The organism is Rahnella woolbedingensis, from assembly GCF_003602095.1.
GTDB classification, from domain to species: Bacteria; Pseudomonadota; Gammaproteobacteria; order Enterobacterales; family Enterobacteriaceae; genus Rahnella; species Rahnella woolbedingensis.
Genome location: NZ_RAHH01000015.1, coordinates 39,258 through 57,942, shown reverse-complemented (window position 1 = coordinate 57,942; position 18,685 = coordinate 39,258). Strand labels below are relative to the sequence as shown.

The window sequence follows — 18,685 nt, the reverse complement described above, 5'->3', positions numbered from 1 at the left end:
CACGTTCGCTAACGAATACTCAGGGCATGCAGATAAACTGCTGGCTATATTTCTTTCGAAGAGCGTGGAATGCATACCAATCCCCGATAGAAAGGAGTTGGTGATGACTGTGACTAATCAATTTGCTGCGCATGTTGGTCTGGACTGGGCAGATAAAAAACACGATGTCTGCGTTCAGCTTAAAAACGGTGAACGCGTATTCCATGTGATTAAACATACAGCAGAAGCGCTTGATGTCTGGCTTACCGAGTTACACCAGAAGGTAAAAGCCATTGAACCCGACAATGCGGATATCCGGTTACTCCAGCAACTGGTTGAGCAGCGCCGTCAGTTGGTTGAAGATAAACGCCGTTTTGTGAACCGGATAATCAACACGCTTAAACAGTATTATCCCCAGCCCCTGGATCGGGGTAGCTTACTATTGTGTGAGCTGATTATCCGGTGGCCCAGTCTGCAACAACTGCAACGAGCCAGGCGCGACACGGTCCGCAACTTTCTTAATGCCAAAGGTGGCCGCGCAATGGCTCTTACCGAGCAACGTGTTGCGAGTATTGATAACGCGATCCCATTGACGACAGACCCGAGCGTTATTTAGGCTAATGCTTTGATGGCAACAGCACTGGCGACACAAATTAAAGTCGTGAGTGAAATCATCAAAACCTATGACGAACGAATCGAAACGCTGTTTGACACGTTGCCAGATGCGGGGCTGTTCAAATCACTCCCGGGCATGGGGCCGTGTATGGGCCCACGAATGCTTGCTGCACTTGGTGATAACCGTGACCGGTTTAACAGCGCTGAAGAAATTCAAAACTACGCAGGTATTGCCCCGGTGACAGAACGAAGTGGCCAAAAATCCTGGGTACACTGGCGATGGCAGTGTGCCAAGTTCGTCAGGCAGACCTTTGTTGAATGGGCTGCCAAGGCAGTTAATTCATCATACTGGGCCAGACTTTATTACCAGGGGCAGCGAGAAAAAGGGAAATCGCATCAATCAGCCATCCGGGCTTTGGCGTTTAAATGGATAAGGATCATTTACCGCTGCTGGAAGACCAGAACCCAGTACGATGAAGCGAAATATTTGCTGGCTCTCGAAGCGCGACACTCGCCCTTACTGAAGCCATAAAAAGCTTGTCGAATGTCTCAGGGCGTGAAGCGGAAGTTCGCATTTTCGCTCATGCATCGATAAATGAAACATGTTTCCAGTTTACAAAAAAAGAGCGCGGTGTAATCGAACAATATAATCTGCACTCGGATTGGATCGTTTATCGCCCATTCGCTCCTGAATTGCCTGAACAGCAATATCCCGACGCGCAGGTAGCCGTGTTTTTTCCGTTGCGGCAAGCGCTGACTCCATTTCATCATATGTGAGGTCAGTACAGTAGCAAGGTGCACCCGGCTGTTGACGCCATGACTCCTCAACAGTACCTGCATCGAAGGCGTCGAACCCCGTATCACTGACAAGACTCATAACCATTTTCTTGTGTGCTTCGATATTCCCTGCCACCGGAATTGAAATACGTTCCGCCGTGCCTTCTGCAGTACCTTTTGTAGCGAGGGAATCTGAACCTATTGCATTCCAGGCCTTCACCAGCGGACGGTTCAGGAGATGAGCCACCCACGCGCTTTCGACCTGACCATCTGAGAACGCATCAATGTTGCCGTCGCGATGTGGATAATAGTTCGACGTATCAGCGACGATAACATACTCGGGTAATGTCCGGATCAGAGGTGCGATATCCGCAAGCTTTGCCATCGGTATGGACAGGATGACAACCTGTGCATCCTGTATTGCACTGACTGCATCGGCTGCTTCAGCGCCCGTTTCAAGCACGTCGGGGGCTATCGTTTCTGGTCCGCGTGAATTTGCGACCTTAACGGAGTGACCGGCAGAGGCGAGACTGCGAGCAAGCGTTTTACCGATATGGCCTGTTCCCAGAACAGCAATCCGGTACTTTTCATTACTAATCATAATTTTCCCTTTTTGGCTCAGGCCGTTACTGCACGGTTACGTTTGACGATAGCATCATGAGTGAGTTGTTCGCCTGCAGACATAAACTCCCTGATCAACGCATCTCTGTTCAGTGGAGCGCGAGTTTTATCCGCTGCCTTAAGGGCTGCTTCAAGCTCTCCGGTTTTCAGCTCAGTACAGTAGGCTGGCGTGCCGGGCTGTTGCCGCCATGATTCGCTAAGCGTACCGGCATCTACTGCATCGAAACCGGTCTGACTGACCAGTTCAAGCGCAACAGATTTTGCTACCGGACTGTCGCCGGCAACCGGGATAGCGATACGCGACGGTGAACCGGCAGCCAGCCCTTTCTCTTGAAGCGTCTCGGCCAGAACAGCATTCCAGGCTTTGACAAGAGGGCGTTTGACTATTTCACTGGCGTACACGCTTTCAGGTTTGCCTTCATGGATCTCTTCAATGTCCCCGTCGCGGAAGGGGTAGTAATTAGAGGTATCAATGACGACGACGCTTTCCGGAACATCACGCAAGATTTCAGCCAGTTGAGCATGCTTATCAAAGGGCGTAGAGAGGATGATGATATCCACATCTCGTACGGCTTCCTTACGCTCAACCGCCAGTGCCCCTACTCTTCGCGCCAACTCTCCAATTGTTTCCGGTCCCCTTGAATTCGCCAGTTTGACCTCATGGCCCTGCACAGAGAGCTTATGTGCCAGCGTCGCACCAATGTTTCCAGCGCCAATAATGCCTATTTTCATACAAGTACCTTTTGTCTGAGTGGAGGATGATCAGTTATCAGCGGGATGGGCAAAGTCATTGAGGGTATCTCGTAACTCCTCGAGCTTTGCATCCGATAACTGACAGGCTGATTTGATTTTTTCGGTAACGCGCCAAAGCTCGCTTTGCAAAGCGAGCCCGTCATCCGTAAGGGTAATGAGAACTCGCCTTTCGTCAGCGCGATCCCGCATGCGAACTATGCGTCCGGCAGCCTCAAGCCGTTTGAGAAGGGGGGTAATGGTGCCAGTATCCATGCCGAGCTTATTCCCGATATCACCCACGGTGCGTGGGGTTCCGTTACACAACTCCAGCATGACCAGATACTGGGGAAAGGTTAGTCCCAGCGGGTCCAGCAACGGCTTATGTAACCGGTTCATGCGGCTCGCCGCACCATAGAGCGCAAACGAAAGTTGTGTCCCTATTTCCTGTCGTGACTGCATGTTCATATGCTAATCCATTATCTAGTTGATGATTATCTAGCGCACTAGATAAAAGCATATAGCAAACTTTTAGTCAGTTAAAGAGGGATGGATGAGTAATTCGTGCGGTATAACAACAAGTCAGGCTGAGAAGTTTTCAGACCGACAAGTACTATCGTTCTGGGCTATTCAACAGGTCCGCTCCTGGCACAGAGCAGCCTGAGGCAATAGCAGGCAAGACTTGAGGGCGATTTTTGACCTAATAGCAGGCCAAACCCTTCCAGTAATAAGCAGCTTTAAAATTTTCAGACAACCTAAGATGATCTCACTAAATAAGGCGACAGAAAGTCCTCTACTTCTTGTTTTCCAAGACCTAACGTGTAACTGACACCTGCAGTTTTTAAAATATTGAGTCCTGCGCCTCTATTTCCAGGGTGTGGATCTTCTAACGCTACATAGATATGTCGTGGCTTCAACTCAGCAAATGTTAAAGCACAGGAGGGGGTTCTGCCTTGAAAGGAGCAGGGTTCAAGCGTGACAAAGATTTCACATTCACCAATTGGAATCATTAGTCTTGAAATGGCGTCTATCTCAGCGTGATTATGGCCTGGAGATTGTGTGAAACCTTTCGAAACCACATTACCCCGGTGAACAATCACGCATCCTACAGGAGGATTTGGTCTGCATTCCGATAATGCGCGGCGAGAATATTCAAGCGCCAACAACATGAATTCCAATTTTTCACTCATTAACTTTCCGTATTATTGTGTGAGTTATTTACTGTCGTTTTTTAAGATATCTGGCATTAATGTCCACAAATAGTTTACTTGAATAAAAATGATGATTACCCCCCGTTTGTTAACACAATTTAGCGTTAGGTGGGTTCGCCTTTGGCACTTACCTGACCCTGCCGAGGAGCCTGCAGGCGCACCTCACAGAATGCTGGTGCCCTGCTCTTTTTTCCAGTCAGCCAGCGCTTTCTTCGTCACAAAACCGAGCGCCATCGCATTATCACTCCCTGAAATCACTCATGAATAATGCTAATAAACCCTAGTTTATTACCCTGGCTAATCCAATAATCATTCTGCGTTATTCTTTTTCTTAACAACAGATGAAGGATAATGTGATGCAAACAATCAAACTGAACAACGGTATCGAAATGCCCCTTCTGGGCTTTGGTGTTTTCCAGATGACAGACGCCGCCGGGTGCGAGCGCGCGGTGCTCGACGCCATCGAAACGGGTTATCGCCTGATTGACACCGCCGCTTCCTATCAGAATGAAACACAAGTAGGGAATGCGGTCAGGCAAAGCGGTATTGCCCGGGATGAATTGTTTATTACCACAAAACTGTGGTTGCAGGACACTAGTTACGAAGGGGCAAAAGCGCAGTTTGAACGTTCTCTCAACCGGTTGCAGCTCGATTATGTCGATTTATACCTGATTCACCAGCCCTATGGCGACGTGCATGGCGCGTGGCGAGCAATGGAAGAATTGCAGCAGGCGGGTAAAATCCGTGCCATTGGGGTCAGTAACTTCCAGCCGGATCGTCTGGCGGATCTGATGGCCTTTAACAACGTGGTTCCTGCCGTTAATCAGATTGAAGTGAACCCGTTAAACCAGCAATTACATGCGGTGCCGTGGATGCTGTCCCGTGGGATCCAGCCGGAAGCCTGGGCACCATTTGCGGAAGGCAAAAACGGCTTGTTCCAGAATCCGCTGCTGGCTGCTATCGGGGAGAAGCACGGTAAAAGCGTCGGGCAGGTAGTCTTGCGATGGATTTTCCAGCGCGGCATTGTCTCGCTGGCAAAATCTGTGCGCAAAGAACGAATGGAAGAAAATATTCAGGTTCTCGACTTCGAACTGAGCCCTGAGGAGATGAACAAAATCACCGCGATGGACACCGCCACCAGCGCGTTCTTCTCGCATCGTGATCCGGCGATGGTCGAGTGGCTTACCGCCCGCAAACTGGACGTATAATCCCGACAGATTTGCCGTCAGCGACACGGTAAAACATGTCGCTGACCTGTTATCCGGTGTAACGCAATACATCAATCATGAGAGCAAATGCCGGCGGATGTTGTTTTCTGCTCGGATAATACAGGTAATAGCCCGGAAACGTCGGGCACCACGCTTCCAGCACCTGAACCAGTTCTCCGGTTTTCACCAGGCCTTCCACCATATCTTCCGGCACGCAGGCAATTCCAAACCCTGACAGCGCCGCGTCGATTCTTTCTGACAGCAGATTAAAGGTCAGTTGCCCTTCCACGCGCACACGCAGCGGTTTTCCCTCTTTCTCGAATTCCCAGTGATACAGGCCCCCGGCGGTCGGCAGGCGCATATTGATGCACTTGTGATATTGCAGTTCATGCGGGGTCTGGGGAATACTGTTGGCAGCAAAATAGTCCGGCGAACCGATGACCACCATGCGGAAATCCGGACCGATGCGCACGGCAATCATATCTTTTTCTACGCTCTCGCCCAGACGCACTCCGGCATCGTAGCGACCATCGACAATATTGACGAAACCGTTATCCACCCGCAGTTCGACATTTATCTCAGGGTATTCTTTCAAAAACGGCTTCAGCTTTGGCCACAACAAGTTTCTTGCAGAATGTTCCCCCGCCGAAATGCGGATATTGCCGGACGTCGGGCCGTTGAGCTGAACAAGCGTTTCCAGTTCCTGCTCCAGATCCGCAAGTCGCGGTTCCAGGCAAGCAATAATCTTTTCGCCGATTTCAGTCGGTGCCACACTTCGGGTGGTACGGGTCAAAAGGCGGATATTTAAACGTTCTTCCAGCGCCTTAACAGCGTGGCTGAGCGCAGACTGCGAAACCCCCAGCTTTCCCGCTGCTTTGGTAAAACTTCGTTCTCTCGCAACGACCAGAAAAATTTGCAGTTCGTTGAAGTTTTCTTTCAGCATGGGGTATTTCCTTCATTTGCCAAAATGCCTGATATTCATATCAATGTTCTTTGACAACGAATGTAATGTTTATGAGGTGAACTGACAATGAGAAGAATGAGGGACGATCGCGGCCATTTTTTGTTCTCCGGTTAATAATACGTAATCGTCATGTTGGCTTTTGCGCTGAACTGGCCGGTAAAATTGTTGGATGTGGAATCGGTGATATTAGCTGCGGTTTGAACAATTGCCGCCTGAAAAAAGGCGATATTTTTGCCCTGCTGCGCCACACCGAGGCTTTGCTTCACGCCTGTGAGGATGGCTTTACCGTCGTTGTCATAAAGCCCGACGCCCAGACCCGTTAACGCTTTCCCGTCAGCGGTGCTATGCGCCACCAGCGTGTTGCTTGCGTTAAGTGCTGAATTCGCATCATCAAACGTTATCTCAACATTATTCGTGTAAGTACTGCATGTGAAGTTGACACCGAATCGCACAAGCGGCCCTTCAATCGGGAAAGTACCTTCGGTATGGTTATTCAGATTACCCAGCCCAACCGTCTGATGTTGATGGTCCAGCGAACAGGAAGGTGCGGCGATAAAAACACCAGAACCGATTGGCACGTCAACGGTTGCAACCCCTGACATACCGTCGATGGTGAAGGTCAGATGCGAACCCGCCGGGATTACCTGCTGCGTGTTGTATTCCATCCAGCCAAATTTTATTAATTCCACCCGCATCGATTCAATCGCATAGTTATGCACCGCGTCGAATTTGTACAATGTTTTGCCATCGTTGTACTGCGCACCGAACTGGAACAATGTGGTGTCATCTTTCCCGTTCAAGATCGGGTATTCAACACCCAGACGTTTGCCTGCGGCCAGCGCCGCCGGGGCATAACTGTCGGGAAGCGTTTCTTCGTTATACGACACCGCTTTGATGTACATCTTCATTTTGATGCCGTTATTGGCGGTTGAAGCCTCGCCCGCCCAGTCGAGTGCCTGATCATTGGCTGAACTCAGGCTCAGGGTAACAGTGCCATCAAACGAAGCCGGCGCAGAGAAATCGGCGCCGTCGGAGCTGCACGTCAGGCGCATATTAGGCAGAAACTGTGCGTAGTCCAGCGCGAGGATCACCGTGTAATCCGGCGTACCCTGATCTACGGCCACCGGGTTTTCCCGCGTATAAGGGGAAAAGGGTGCCGCACCGCCGGTATCAATATCGCAATGCAATGCCGCCAGGCCGGAAACGGGGAAAATACAGGCCAGCGTCAGCGCTGCGTATGACATACAGGTTCGGATTGCCGGCCAATTTTTCATGATGTATTTTCCGTGACGTTAGAATGTCATTGTCTGATGCTGAACGGGTGTTTCACCACCGAAGTCATTGATAACTGAATAGTTCAGCGTGCCGTTACCGGAAACGCCGGAAGGCAGTGCGTAGCGGGTTTCGCCTTTGGCTGCCGCCATCGTTGTTTTGCCTTCCACTGCCATTTTTTTCCCGCCTGCCGTCAGTGTTAGTTCAGAGAAACTGGCGTAATAAGGTGTCGGATTATTGGCAATCAGCCAGCTTTTTCCACCTTCATGGCTCACCTGCCAGGTTAATTTCCCGATGGTGTCAGCCGGTTGTCCTTTCAATGTGGAAGGACGGACAAAAATTTTCAGGCGCGTACGGATAGCCAGCTGCAACTGATTACCGGCGGCTTTACTGACCGGAGGAATTTCCTGGATCCACAGCCAGTATACGGATTCGCGATCTTGTGGAATTTTTCCCGGCAGGATAACCATGCGCAATTTCCCTTCGCGTCCGGCGCTGATTTTAAACAGTGGCGGAGTCAGGACGATCGGGATGTTTTTATCACTGCCCTGCAAATCTTCAATCCAGGACTGCACCAGATAATCATGGGCTTTATCGTCATTCAATAATTTAACCGGGGTTTCCTTATCACTTTCCAGCGCAACAATACGTGTCAGCGCCGGTCGTACTGCGGCATTTGCCGTCGCGGATAAAAGCAGCGGCGCGGCCAGTATTGTGCTCATCAGCACGGGAACCATCATTTTCATCAATTTCATTTTCAATACTCAGTGACAAACTGCATTAACTTGCTGATACCAGGGGACAGACTGGTCCTTCGGGATCGGTAAAATAAACTGGCATTGAGCGTCATTTTCCAGACTGACGTGCAATGTAGCGTCGCCCTCTGCCAGCACGCCGTTGAGGTATAACAATCCGTTATCGGCGACCATGCCTACCTGCTCTTTCCCTTGCCAGACCGCGGCACCAAAAGGCGCCGGTTTGCCGTCAGGCATTGAGAGGATAACCAGTGCCCGGCGTCCTACTTTGGTTTGGAAATGCCGGACCACCACGGCACCGTGAGTGGGGATCACGTTATCTGCGTCGTCTACCAGCTCGACGTTATCCGCCGCATGGCGGGTATCGAGAGATAAATTATTATCGCGATACGGTGAAATAGAAGGCACAACGGCGCGCCCCCAGCGGTTGGTCGACACGCCTGGCTGACCTTCTACACTGATATCTTTGGCGCCCGGCGTTTCAATAATCGCGATGGTGTCGCCAAGTTGCTGAGAGAGCACCACGCCATTTTTATAGGCCACAATCCCACCTGAAATCCCCGCCGAGTACTGGCGGCTGTTCTGACCGGCACTGGCTCCCACGTTCATATTGGCAATACTGTTGCGATAAGCGAGCGTACCTGAAGGGGAATACCCATCGCTGTCACGCTGCGCCGAGAAGGAATAATTCATCTCCCCTTCCTTCTCAGTGCCGGAAAGCGTCACTACCTGAGAATCACCTGAGCTATTACTGGTGTTATTGGTAAAGGACACGGTACTTGTGCGTTTTTCGCCTAAATCCAGCGGTATGGAGAGGTTAAGCGAAAGCTGGCGATCCGGTTTGCTGCCGTCTCCTGAATCAGAACTGCTGTTGGCTTGATAGCTGTAACTGACATTAACGTTTACGGCGCGGACGTTGAAACTGTATCCCATCGTCAGCGAGGTATCTGTAGCACTGGAATTATAGTAGTTGTCGCGCTGTAAGGTCAGATAACCACTGCCAGCAGCCCCAAGCCCCTGATTAATAGTGGCCTGACTTTCATTCTTGCGATCTGTACGCATGTCACTGCTTCCCCAGCGCCAGTCGGCATAGTCGGTAAAATCCATAAAATCAGGAGACTGATAACGGTAACCCATCAGTTGCAGCGAGGTATCCGTGCTGTCAAAACGCCGGGCATACAACAACCGCAGCGCCCGGCCAGCATCTGCGGTGCTGTCGTCCTGCGTGCTGTTATCACGGTAAGAACTGATGTCTCTTTGCGTTACTGACTGATGACGTTCCAGCGCCCAGTCCAGCGAGACGCTACCCCACGCGCCCAGATTGACTGCGCCGCCGAGGGCCATAGACTGATAACCTTCACCGACGACCAGCAGGTCACTCAGCGTGAATTTATCAAAGCCGTATTGCAGGCTGCCCTGCCCGACCAGCGGCTGATAGGAGAGTGAATCGTCACGATAACGGCCACCACTCAGGCTGTAACGCCAGGTTCCAGGCCGCAACATATTGGGCAACGATGTATAAGGCACAGAAAACTGCTGCTTGCTGCCATCGCTTTCTTCGACTGTCACATCTAAATCGGCGCCAATTTGGCCGTTGGTCAGGTCAGTGATGGCAAAACTGCCCGGAGACACCGTAGTACTGTAAATCGTGTTTCCGCGCTGGCGGATAACTACCCGCGCATTGGTGCGCGCTACGCCGCGTATCACCGGTGTATAGCTGAACGTCGAAGGCGGTAACATCTGGCTGTTGGTTTCCAGCGTCACGCCACGCACCGGCAGAATACCCAGCACGTCGCTCGATGTGCTGGCGTAAACATCCCCGACGGTAAAACGTGAAACCAGCGAGGCAATATCCCGTTCCGCATAAGCACGGTCGTGGTTATGTACCCAGCCCTGATCGGATTTATCGAACGTATCAAAACTATAAAAGCGCCAGTTGTCGAGATTCACTGCCGAATTCAGACTCAGATAAGCATTGTTACTGATGTCATTGCTGCCATCCTCAGAGCCGGAGTGATGACTTTTATTCTCTGTGTGATAAACATAACCGGCATAGCTCAGGCGCAGTGCATTCACACCGCTGTCCCATAGCGAAGGGTCGATCATCTCACTTTGTGAAGCCACATTCATCGCTGCCTGCGGTGCGTTGACCAGCAGCTGTTGCATGGATTCATCATATTTAACCGTGGCATCGGGCCATTTGGCTAAAAAGTCGTAGCAAACTTCATCGCCACTTTTCGCCAATTCCGCCAGATGATTATCTAATCCCATCTGATGCAGTAATGCCTGTGTTAAACAAGGCGTTGCACCGGGCTTTCCGTTAATGGAAATAAAATCTATTTTTGTTTTAAATAACATATGATCATTCAAAACAATATCGGCGGTTTTTACGCCAGCGGAAGTATCTTCCGGATGATAAAATTGTTGTGGAATTACCTCGTTATCTTTGCGTAAAAAATCAGCATCGAAAGCTGAGTCGTTATCTCCTGTATTTTTAGGCGGTTCAGCCGCAAATAACATGAATGAAAGAAAAGCAGATGCCATAAAGAAACCTTTCATCAATAATGAAAAATTAAGTTTACTCAAGGAAACCTGCTTTTTATTATGAATAATAAGCTTTATCTATTTCTCGTATTGAGAATAGGAATTAATAATACGTCACGTTCACGAAGCTTTTAGCACTGACATTACCGGCGGTCACGGCTGGCGTTGCGGTGTTGGCTTTATACGCCACTTTAAATTTCAGTGAAGTATTGCCCACGCTCAGCGCTTGCCCATCTGACGCGTCGCCGCCATTAATATCCACCAGTTTGGTGCCGTTGTTTTCCAAAATGGCAACACCCACGCCGCTTGCCGGGCTGGAAGCATTGTTGGCCAGAATGGCGTTATCCACGCTGTCAGGTGAGCCGCTGAAAGTAACCTGGGCATTTTTCATGGTGGTAATATCACAGTCTTTTAGGTCAATAGTGAAATCGGTCATTGCTGCATAGCCACCACCGGAACTAGAAAATGAGGAGGGAGTTACAGAGGGTAAAAACATCGTTGCCCCAGATGTCGTCGTGCCACCGTTGAAACCATTCAACGTACAGGCAGAAGCGGTCACGACACCGATAAAGGTGATATCACCATCGGCAGCAAACGCAGCCAACGGGGAAAGGGATGATGCAGAAAGAGCCAAAAGACTCAGTCCGAGAAATTTCATTTTCATAACTTTGCATAGTCCTTAATAATGATTTAATTTGCTTATCAATAAATACTTCTCGTTATTTATTCGGAAAGCATATCAATGACCCGTGAATTATAGATTAAACAGTTAAACTTAAAAATGCAGGTTTACTTAAAGACATATTTAGCCAAAGTAAATGCTTGGAAAATGTCTCGGTAAATCAACATCTCCCTTCATGAGCAGTACGATATCGGCGAGGGGGTTTCTATAATGACAAATAATTAAATAACTAATCGAGAAGTATTAGGTCGAAAATATGCGATTAGGAAATATAAAAGAACACTAAATTAAACTGACTGGCAACAATAAGATAACAAAAAATTGGGGAAGTGTTTTCTGCCAGAATGACACCCTTGTTCAAAAACCTGATTCTATAAAAGTACGGCTGCACTTTTCGGAAACCAGGTTCAGAATGCGTTTATTGGATTTTCATGAAACCGGCTGTTCATAAAATTTAGTTTCGCGAGCCAATGCCCGTCACTTGCGGTGGCAGGCATTGTATTCAGAGACTATTTTCGGGGGATGTGAATCATTTTTTGCGTGGTGGCCATCGCGGAATCGAACGGGCTAATGCTGCGGACAATCTTGACCATAACGCTGGCACCCAACCACAGCTGATATAAACTCTCAGCCACGGTGCGGGGGGTATCATCAATCGTCAGCGATCCTTCCGTCACGCCTGTTTCTAATGCCTGCGCCAGACGCGAGATAATTCCCGACGTCCCTGACAGCAGTGTTAAACGCATCGTATCGGAAAGATCCGCGACTTCAGCACCCAGTTTCACGGCAAGGCATTTGCCCTGACAGTCGGAAAATGACTGTGATTCCTGCCATAGCTGCCAGTAGTTCATCAACCGCTGCGCCATATTCAGACCGGGCTGGCTCAGCGTACGGTCGAGATCATCCAGATAATCTTCAAAATAACGCTCAAGCATCCCCACACCAAATGCCTCTTTCGAGCCGAAATAGTGATAGAAAGACCCTTTGGGCACGCCCGCGTCTTTGAGTATTTCATTCAGTCCGACAGCCGAAAAACCCTTACCAGCCATAATACGCTGGCCTGTTGCAAGGATGTGCTCGCGGACGTCATTGTTATGGTGCTGAGTTGCAGTAGTCATAGGGTAAATTTACCAAAAAGCTAGACCAGTCGTCTATGAGCGAATGAAACGGCGACTTCTTCACTCGCGACGATACACTCGATCATCCCGCAATAACAACACTTCGCTGTCTGCTCAGCGGGGCGACAGTCAAGCCAGTCACCCCGCCTGAATCGCCGTTAAGCCCCCAGCTGCTTTATCAGCAGTTCTGCCGCTTCAGCAGAAGAACCCGGGTTTTGACCGGTGATCAGCAAACCGTCGGCAACCACATAAGAACCCCAGTCCGGTCCTTTTGAATAAATGCCACCTTTGGCGATCAGCTCTTCTTCCACCAGGAACGGCACCACATCGGTCAGACCTACCGCTTCCTCTTCTGTGTTGGTAAAGCCGGTCACTTTTTTACCTTCAACCAGTGGTTTTCCTTCAGGCGTTTTCACATGGCGCAGTACGCCCGGTGCATGACACACCAGTGCCACAGGCTTGCTTGCTGCCAGAAATGCTTCAATCAGTGCGATGGAATTTTTATCTTCTGCCAGATCCCACAACGGACCGTGGCCGCCGGGATAGAAAACAGCATCGAAATCAGCTTGTGAAACGCTGTCGAGGCGGACCGTTGAGGCGAGCTGGGCGCTTGCCTGAGCATCCGCTTCGAAGCGGTGCGTCTGTTCAGTCTGGAAATCCGGTTCATTGCTTTTTGGATCCAGCGGCGGATTGCCACCGTTTGGAGAAGCGAGGGTAATTTCTGCCCCCGCGTCTTTAAATGCGTAGTAAGGCGCGGCCAGTTCTTCCAGCCAGAAACCCGTTTTACGGCCTGTGTTGCCCAGTTTGTCGTGCGAGGTGAGAACCATAAGAATCTTCATCGTTAATCTCCAGTGGGTAGAATTATTATTAAATTAGACCGGTCGTCTAGTTAGCGAGTAAAAAAATAGTCGAACAGCCTTTGGATCCGGCCAGAACGGAAAGAGTGTGATATCGCCCGTCTGCCGTCACCTTGTCGCTAAGCTAACAACAATTAGACCAGTCGTCTAGTGGTATTTTAAAAACATTTTTCCATTCCTGCGGAACCCTCCCCGACCGGCCACACACGTGAGAGGCCGAAACCCCTGACAGTGCAGGGATCATAAGCAGCAGGTTCGTAAACTCACCGTTAAGCCAGTACTTCCGCTGACTTAACGGTGTTGTGTTGTCAGACCAACGCGGTTACTGGTCGCATTTGCCGCCGGTGATGAGATCGATATCCTTCGGGCGCAGGCGGATTTCAGCGGCGCGGCGGTGTGCCTGCATGCCTTCGGTGCGGCTCTGACGAACGGCGGGTTCAGCGACAGAGGCAATGCCGTGGTCGTCGATCCACTGGTGCGTACAGATTTTCACATACGCCCCCACCCACAGACCGCCGGTATATCGCGCTGCGGCCATCGTCGGCAGCGTGTGGTTGGTGCCGCAACATTTGTCCGAGAACACCACGCTGGCGTTTTGCCCGATAAACAGTGAACCGTAATTGCGGATTTTGCTGGCGGTGGCATGAGGATCGCGGGTATGTACCTGCAAATGCTCCGTCGCCATGTGGTCGGCCCAGGCAATCAGCTGTTCTTCATCCTGACACACCACAATTTCGCCCTGCCGCTTCCACGCTTCGCCTGCCGTCGCTGCGGTAGGCAGCGTCTCCAGCTGCCGGGCTATTTCAGCCAGCGTTTCACTGGCGATGCGCTGACTGGTGGTCGCCATGCCGACGCGGGTGTGCACGTCATGCTCGGCCTGCGCGAGCAGATCGGCAGCCAGCATACGCGGGTCGGCGCTGTCATCGGTGATGACGTAGATCTCACTTGGGCCCGCCAGCGCGTCGATGCCCACTTTCCCGAATACCTGCCTTTTCGCTTCATTCACAAAAGCATTGCCCGGCCCGACGACTTTATCCACCACCGGAACAGACTCCGTGCCCCACGCCATTGCTGCAATCGCCTGCGCGCCACCCACTTTGAAGATGCGGTGCGCGCCCGCCAGATGACAAATCGCGATCATCGCCGGATGAGCACCCGGAGGCAGACAGGCAATGATTTCATCACAGCCCGCCACCACTGCCGGTACGATAGACATCACCGGCGCCGACAGGATCGGGTATCGCCCGCCGGGGACATAACATCCCACGGTCTGGATAGGAATAATGCGGTGACCCAGATGCACACCCGGCAGCGTTTCCACTTCCAGTGGTTTCATGGTCGCCAGCTGCGCCTGGGCAAAACGCTTCACCTGCGCAATGGCAAACTCACTGTCCTTGCGGGTTTGCGGATCCAGATCGGCCAGCGTCCGGCTAATTTCCGCTTCCGATACTTCAAACTGATCCGGCGTCGTCTGGTCGAATTTCGCAGAATACTCGCGCAGAGCCGCGTCACCGCGTGTGCGCACTTGTTCAATAATCTGATGAACGGTTTCCGTCAGTGACCGGTCAGCCTGCGCATCCTGCCCCTGCGGGCGTTTAAGAAACTGCACATCATCCGCATTAATCTTACCCATGACTTACTCCTCCATTTGTCCCAGTTTGATTTGCGCCAGCAGTGCCAGATGGTCGTACACCACCCATTCATCAATGATTTTGCCTTTTACAATGTGGTAATGAGACATCCCCATCACGAACAGACGCTCGCCGGTCGGTTTGCCCAGCTCGCCATAACCGAGGTGATGCCCTTCCATAATCCAGCGCACCGCCACTTTGGTACCGCCTTCGTCACAGGGGTTGGAACAGATGTGCTGCGGCATCCACGCACCGTCCGGGATCATGCCAATCAGTGCGAGCGTCTGGTGGATAACCGCCGCCTGACCGTACAGCTCTTTCAGCAACGGACCGTGCCACTGCACGTTGGGCGCATAGACATCTTTGATTTTGCCCAGCATGCGGCGGTTATAGATTTCATGCAGCCAGCGCAGGCACTGTTCTTCGGTATCGGTGTGCGCGATGGAAACATCGCACTCCATTTCAGGCGGATACTGCCCGACCATGCGGCGGTTCTCGCCGATATCGGTCACGCGGAAACCTTTATCAAACTGCTCTTTCGCCATATCGTAGGCAATGACATCGGTATTCAGGCCGAGCTGCTTCATCACTGACATGTTGTCGCTGACCACCCACTCACGATAAATTTTATTCTCGTGGATCATGCAGTCGGCAACGGTGCGGGTAACAAAAGTACGCTGCGTCGGTTTGCCTAGATGGCTGTGTTGCGTGTGGCGGCCAGTGCCGGTCACCAGATGCGAGGTATAGAAACCATCGACGTCGTTCCCGTTCCAGATAACCTGCGTGGCCATACCGCGACGTTCCGGGAATGCCACCAGACGTTGCAGGGTGTCATGTACCACCTGCTCACGGTTATACATGGTGCCGAGCGCGTTATATAACACGCAGTTGTGGGTATAGTGGGTGTAAATTAATCCGACATCACGTTCATCCCATATTTTATGGGTGCATCGCACGATGTAATCGACAATATCGGTATAACAGTCATCAAAACCTCTTAATGATTGCGCGCGCGGTCTTTTCTCCGGGACTAAATCAACGAAGTCGCGACGCTCAACCTGTAATACAGACTCTTCGCGAGCGGATTTAGTATTTGTTTTCTCAGCAACTACCGGTGTTTTATTTGTGGCTTCGGTTGAAGACATATAACCTCCTGCGTTGTATTGATGCGCCGTGGTAATACCCGGCACTGTTATTTAGGGATGAAGAACTCCCTCGCCTGAAAATGGCGATAATGCGTTTACGTTATTCTGACAACAGTCACCCCCCGATAAATTAATATCGTTTTATCAGAAGATGATTTTTCAGGGGGGAGTTCCCCCCTATTAAGTAAAGATCTACTAATTAAAAATCTGTGACCAGATGGCTAATTCATCTACCCCAAGATATTCGCGGATAATCAGACCGTCGCGCAATTCCAGCTGACTGATACCGGTGATGGCGACCGGCCGGCGCGTCGGCGTACCAAATTTTCCGTAGCCGTCATGCCAGGTGAGCATCGACCAGCGCAGGGACAGACGGATCGGCTCGTTCGCATCACGGCGCACAATCAGATGATGCAGCTGCGTTTCGCAATCGGCAAATGACGCCCGGTAACCGGATAAATAGCCGCCGATATCCTGTTCACCCGTGCGCAGCACATGCCCCGGCCCGTGCAGGGTGGCAGCCGGATGATATAACCCCGGCACCACGCCGCTGTTGCCGCCCGCCCACATCGACAGATAGCGTTCCACCAGCCCGGCCAGCGGACCTTCGACGTCATCTCCTTCCGGACCGCCTGCCCAGCGGGCATCCATTTCTTCCGGCGACACGTTCTCAAGTCCGGCTTCCTGACGCACCCGCGCCAGCTGTTGGGCGAAGTCACGCACATCCAGGCCAATCTGCGAAACAATGGCCGCGCGATCTTGCAATAACCACTCCTGACGCACCGCGCCATCGGCACAAACGCGGTCGGCCCACGTCCGCACCCACACGGATTTACCGCTCGGATGCCCGAAAAAGCCTTCGCCCTGATGCTGAATACAGGCCAGCGTACGCTGGGCGGCGTAGTACTCGTCTTGCGGTATGTGAGAACACAAAATGTCTTCGGTCAGAACCGTACGCTGCGGAAAGCTGTGCATCGCTTCCAGCGTCAGGCGCATAAACTGAGAGAGATCGTTCAGCTGCTTCTCGGGGGTATGGAACACCACCGGATTGGCATAAAAATCAGCCAGCTGGCCGATATCCTTCTGCTCCCAGACGACATGGGTCAGCGTGAGGATAAATTGCTGTATCGAATCAAACTGTGGGCTAAACCCCGGCAACCTGCTCATTCAACCTCCTGTGGCTGGAACAATGACAATCCCTCTTTTTCGACTACGCCGAAATGCGGACGCCGCGCGGAATGGCGGACGATCAGCGCACCGGTGACCACCACCTGCTCCGGCTCGATATTTTCGCTTTCAATCTGTTTCATCAGCAGCGCCACCGTGGCCGTCACCATCGCCGTCACCGGCTGTGAGGCGGATGTCAGCGCATAAGAAGGCCAGCCCGACGCACCGGTGTCGTCATAGCCAATCACCGACACATCCTCAGGAATCCGCAGCCCAAACTCATAGCGGGCGACATCCATCACCGTCAGCGCCATATGATCGTTGGCGGCAAAAATCGCATCAGGCGGTGCGGAGGACGAGAAGAGTTCCTGCGCCGCACGCGCGGTTTTCTGCGCGTCATAATCGCCCTGCACCACCCGAATATCCTGAACACCTTTCGCCTCAAGCGCGCTGACAAACCCCTGCTGGCGCGCCAGATTCACCGAGGAATCGGCAACCCCGGCCATATACGCAAAGCGCTTATGCTCACCGGCAAGCAGAAATTCTGCAATCTGGCGCGAAGCGGCGACGTTATCGGTATTGACGCTCGACGCGATGCCGGTCTCTTCGCTGCGGTTAAACAGCACCACCGGGATCCCCGCCGCCAGACACTCTTCGGAAAGCTCGAGCGAAAGCGACACGGAAGCCAGCACGATGCCATCGACCCGGTACTGCATGATCTGGTCGAAAATCCGGTCCACATTGCCGTCACGATCGCCGACAAACAGCAGCAGGTGGTAATTCAGCTCATCGAGCTGTTGCGCCAGCGCTTCCAGCACCTGCGGATAAAACTGATTATCAAAATAGGACATCACCACCCCCACAATGCGTGAGCGGGCGGTGTTCAGTGAACGGGCGATGGCATTAGGCCGGTAGCCAATCTCGCGTGCTGCTTTCAGCACCTTTTCACGGGTGGCCGGGGAAATACTGGCCCCCGGCGTGAAGGTTCTCGATACCGCTGACTGTGATACTCCGGCGAGCTGCGCGACATGTTGTGATGTCACGGGCCCAAAAGTCTTACGTTTCATTGCCGCTGTTCCTTATCAACATTCCCGTTATCGCATTAATTTCTACAAACATCTTTTACAAACAAAGTGTTGCATCAGTCTAACGTACCGTGCAGAGAACGCCAGTCTGGCGGTTTACCCCTTTGCAGGAATGTCTGTTTTTTATACTTACACCATCTTTGCATGCGTATGCAACAACCAAAAATATTTTTTTCACATTTACAATCTTAACCTTTACAAAATTGAAACCTTTTCGTAACTTCAGTTTTTGAATACGTATTCATGCAATGCAAACACGCCGTCAATTTTTACCGGGGACAGGGAGCAGCAACCAAAGGAATGAGCCGGTTAATGCCGTACTTGA

The 18,685-nt window shown here is 51.5% G+C and carries 16 protein-coding genes and 1 pseudogene; 2 read left to right on the top strand and 15 right to left on the bottom strand.

Annotation, left to right across the window (positions count from 1 at the left end; translation table 11 throughout):
* Positions 1-103: 103 nt before the first annotated feature.
* Positions 104-1,126: pseudogene (locus D6C13_RS13980) on the top strand (transposase).
* An 81-nt stretch (positions 1,127-1,207) separates the two neighbouring features.
* Here D6C13_RS13980 and D6C13_RS13975 read toward each other — a convergent pair.
* From D6C13_RS13975 to D6C13_RS13960, 4 genes are all read right to left on the bottom strand, one after another.
* Complete coding sequence (locus tag D6C13_RS13975) at positions 1,208-1,972, bottom strand: NADPH-dependent F420 reductase (protein WP_120133336.1); 765 nt, start codon at positions 1,970-1,972, stop codon at positions 1,208-1,210.
* A 17-nt stretch (positions 1,973-1,989) separates the two neighbouring features.
* A complete protein-coding gene (locus tag D6C13_RS13970; protein ID WP_120133335.1) occupies positions 1,990-2,724 on the bottom strand; it encodes an NADPH-dependent F420 reductase in 735 nt (244 codons plus the stop codon).
* A 30-nt stretch (positions 2,725-2,754) separates the two neighbouring features.
* Positions 2,755-3,183, bottom strand: coding sequence for a MarR family winged helix-turn-helix transcriptional regulator (locus D6C13_RS13965; protein ID WP_244212693.1), 429 nt, complete (start codon positions 3,181-3,183; stop codon positions 2,755-2,757).
* A gap of 293 nt (positions 3,184-3,476) precedes the next feature.
* Positions 3,477-3,911, bottom strand: a complete 435-nt coding sequence (locus D6C13_RS13960) for a bifunctional diaminohydroxyphosphoribosylaminopyrimidine deaminase/5-amino-6-(5-phosphoribosylamino)uracil reductase RibD (RefSeq protein ID WP_120133334.1) — start codon at positions 3,909-3,911, stop codon at positions 3,477-3,479.
* Between the two features lie 377 nt (positions 3,912-4,288).
* Between D6C13_RS13960 and D6C13_RS13955 the strand changes: the two genes are divergently transcribed.
* Complete coding sequence (locus D6C13_RS13955; RefSeq protein ID WP_120133333.1) at positions 4,289-5,140, top strand: aldo/keto reductase; 852 nt, start codon at positions 4,289-4,291, stop codon at positions 5,138-5,140.
* Positions 5,141-5,189: 49 nt separating this feature from the next.
* On the opposite strand, the gene D6C13_RS13950 is transcribed toward D6C13_RS13955, so the two are convergent.
* The 11 genes from D6C13_RS13950 to D6C13_RS13900 all read right to left on the bottom strand — a co-directional run bounded on the left by D6C13_RS13950 (position 5,190) and on the right by D6C13_RS13900 (position 18,342).
* Positions 5,190-6,083 (bottom strand): LysR family transcriptional regulator, encoded by an 894-nt coding sequence (locus tag D6C13_RS13950; RefSeq protein ID WP_120133332.1) that lies wholly within the window; start codon positions 6,081-6,083, stop codon positions 5,190-5,192.
* A 131-nt stretch (positions 6,084-6,214) separates the two neighbouring features.
* Entirely contained in the window at positions 6,215-7,378 is a 1,164-nt protein-coding gene (locus D6C13_RS13945) for a fimbrial protein (protein WP_120133331.1), read from the bottom strand.
* 18 nt (positions 7,379-7,396) lie between these two features.
* Complete coding sequence (locus D6C13_RS13940) at positions 7,397-8,131, bottom strand: fimbrial biogenesis chaperone (RefSeq protein WP_120133330.1); 735 nt, start codon at positions 8,129-8,131, stop codon at positions 7,397-7,399.
* A gap of 9 nt (positions 8,132-8,140) precedes the next feature.
* Positions 8,141-10,651, bottom strand: coding sequence for a fimbria/pilus outer membrane usher protein (locus tag D6C13_RS13935; protein WP_244212698.1), 2,511 nt, complete (start codon positions 10,649-10,651; stop codon positions 8,141-8,143).
* Between the two features lie 127 nt (positions 10,652-10,778).
* Complete coding sequence (locus D6C13_RS13930) at positions 10,779-11,339, bottom strand: fimbrial protein (RefSeq protein WP_244212692.1); 561 nt, start codon at positions 11,337-11,339, stop codon at positions 10,779-10,781.
* A 527-nt stretch (positions 11,340-11,866) separates the two neighbouring features.
* Complete coding sequence (locus tag D6C13_RS13925; protein WP_120133328.1) at positions 11,867-12,475, bottom strand: TetR/AcrR family transcriptional regulator; 609 nt, start codon at positions 12,473-12,475, stop codon at positions 11,867-11,869.
* A gap of 158 nt (positions 12,476-12,633) precedes the next feature.
* A complete protein-coding gene (locus D6C13_RS13920) occupies positions 12,634-13,314 on the bottom strand; it encodes a type 1 glutamine amidotransferase domain-containing protein (RefSeq protein WP_120133327.1) in 681 nt (226 codons plus the stop codon).
* A gap of 340 nt (positions 13,315-13,654) precedes the next feature.
* Entirely contained in the window at positions 13,655-14,965 is a 1,311-nt protein-coding gene (hisD, locus tag D6C13_RS13915) for a histidinol dehydrogenase (protein WP_120133326.1), read from the bottom strand.
* A gap of 3 nt (positions 14,966-14,968) precedes the next feature.
* Positions 14,969-16,108: a nuclear transport factor 2 family protein gene (locus D6C13_RS13910; RefSeq protein WP_120133325.1), complete on the bottom strand. Its 1,140-nt coding sequence runs from the start codon at positions 16,106-16,108 to the stop codon at positions 14,969-14,971.
* Positions 16,109-16,303: 195 nt separating this feature from the next.
* Entirely contained in the window at positions 16,304-17,275 is a 972-nt protein-coding gene (locus tag D6C13_RS13905) for a nuclear transport factor 2 family protein (RefSeq protein WP_120133324.1), read from the bottom strand.
* Positions 17,272-18,342 (bottom strand): LacI family DNA-binding transcriptional regulator, encoded by a 1,071-nt coding sequence (locus D6C13_RS13900; RefSeq protein WP_120133323.1) that lies wholly within the window; start codon positions 18,340-18,342, stop codon positions 17,272-17,274. Before D6C13_RS13900 ends, D6C13_RS13905 begins: the two co-directional genes overlap by 4 nt.
* Positions 18,343-18,685 lie beyond the last annotated feature (343 nt).

Coding starts and splice junctions, on each gene's coding strand:
- D6C13_RS13930 (WP_244212692.1), bottom strand. CDS start 11,339: ATGAAAATGAAATTTCTCGGACTGAGTCTTTTGGCTCTTTCTGCATCA.
- D6C13_RS13905 (WP_120133324.1), bottom strand. CDS start 17,275: ATGAGCAGGTTGCCGGGGTTTAGCCCACAGTTTGATTCGATACAGCAA.
- D6C13_RS13900 (WP_120133323.1), bottom strand. CDS start 18,342: ATGAAACGTAAGACTTTTGGGCCCGTGACATCACAACATGTCGCGCAG.
- D6C13_RS13925 (WP_120133328.1), bottom strand. CDS start 12,475: ATGACTACTGCAACTCAGCACCATAACAATGACGTCCGCGAGCACATC.
- D6C13_RS13960 (WP_120133334.1), bottom strand. CDS start 3,911: ATGAGTGAAAAATTGGAATTCATGTTGTTGGCGCTTGAATATTCTCGC.
- D6C13_RS13920 (WP_120133327.1), bottom strand. CDS start 13,314: ATGAAGATTCTTATGGTTCTCACCTCGCACGACAAACTGGGCAACACA.
- D6C13_RS13935 (WP_244212698.1), bottom strand. CDS start 10,651: ATGTTATTTGCGGCTGAACCGCCTAAAAATACAGGAGATAACGACTCA.
- D6C13_RS13965 (WP_244212693.1), bottom strand. CDS start 3,183: ATGCAGTCACGACAGGAAATAGGGACACAACTTTCGTTTGCGCTCTAT.
- D6C13_RS13910 (WP_120133325.1), bottom strand. CDS start 16,108: ATGTCTTCAACCGAAGCCACAAATAAAACACCGGTAGTTGCTGAGAAA.
- D6C13_RS13975 (WP_120133336.1), bottom strand. CDS start 1,972: ATGATTAGTAATGAAAAGTACCGGATTGCTGTTCTGGGAACAGGCCAT.
- D6C13_RS13945 (WP_120133331.1), bottom strand. CDS start 7,378: ATGAAAAATTGGCCGGCAATCCGAACCTGTATGTCATACGCAGCGCTG.
- D6C13_RS13950 (WP_120133332.1), bottom strand. CDS start 6,083: ATGCTGAAAGAAAACTTCAACGAACTGCAAATTTTTCTGGTCGTTGCG.
- D6C13_RS13970 (WP_120133335.1), bottom strand. CDS start 2,724: ATGAAAATAGGCATTATTGGCGCTGGAAACATTGGTGCGACGCTGGCA.
- hisD (WP_120133326.1), bottom strand. CDS start 14,965: ATGGGTAAGATTAATGCGGATGATGTGCAGTTTCTTAAACGCCCGCAG.
- D6C13_RS13955 (WP_120133333.1), top strand. CDS start 4,289: ATGCAAACAATCAAACTGAACAACGGTATCGAAATGCCCCTTCTGGGC.
- D6C13_RS13940 (WP_120133330.1), bottom strand. CDS start 8,131: ATGAAATTGATGAAAATGATGGTTCCCGTGCTGATGAGCACAATACTG.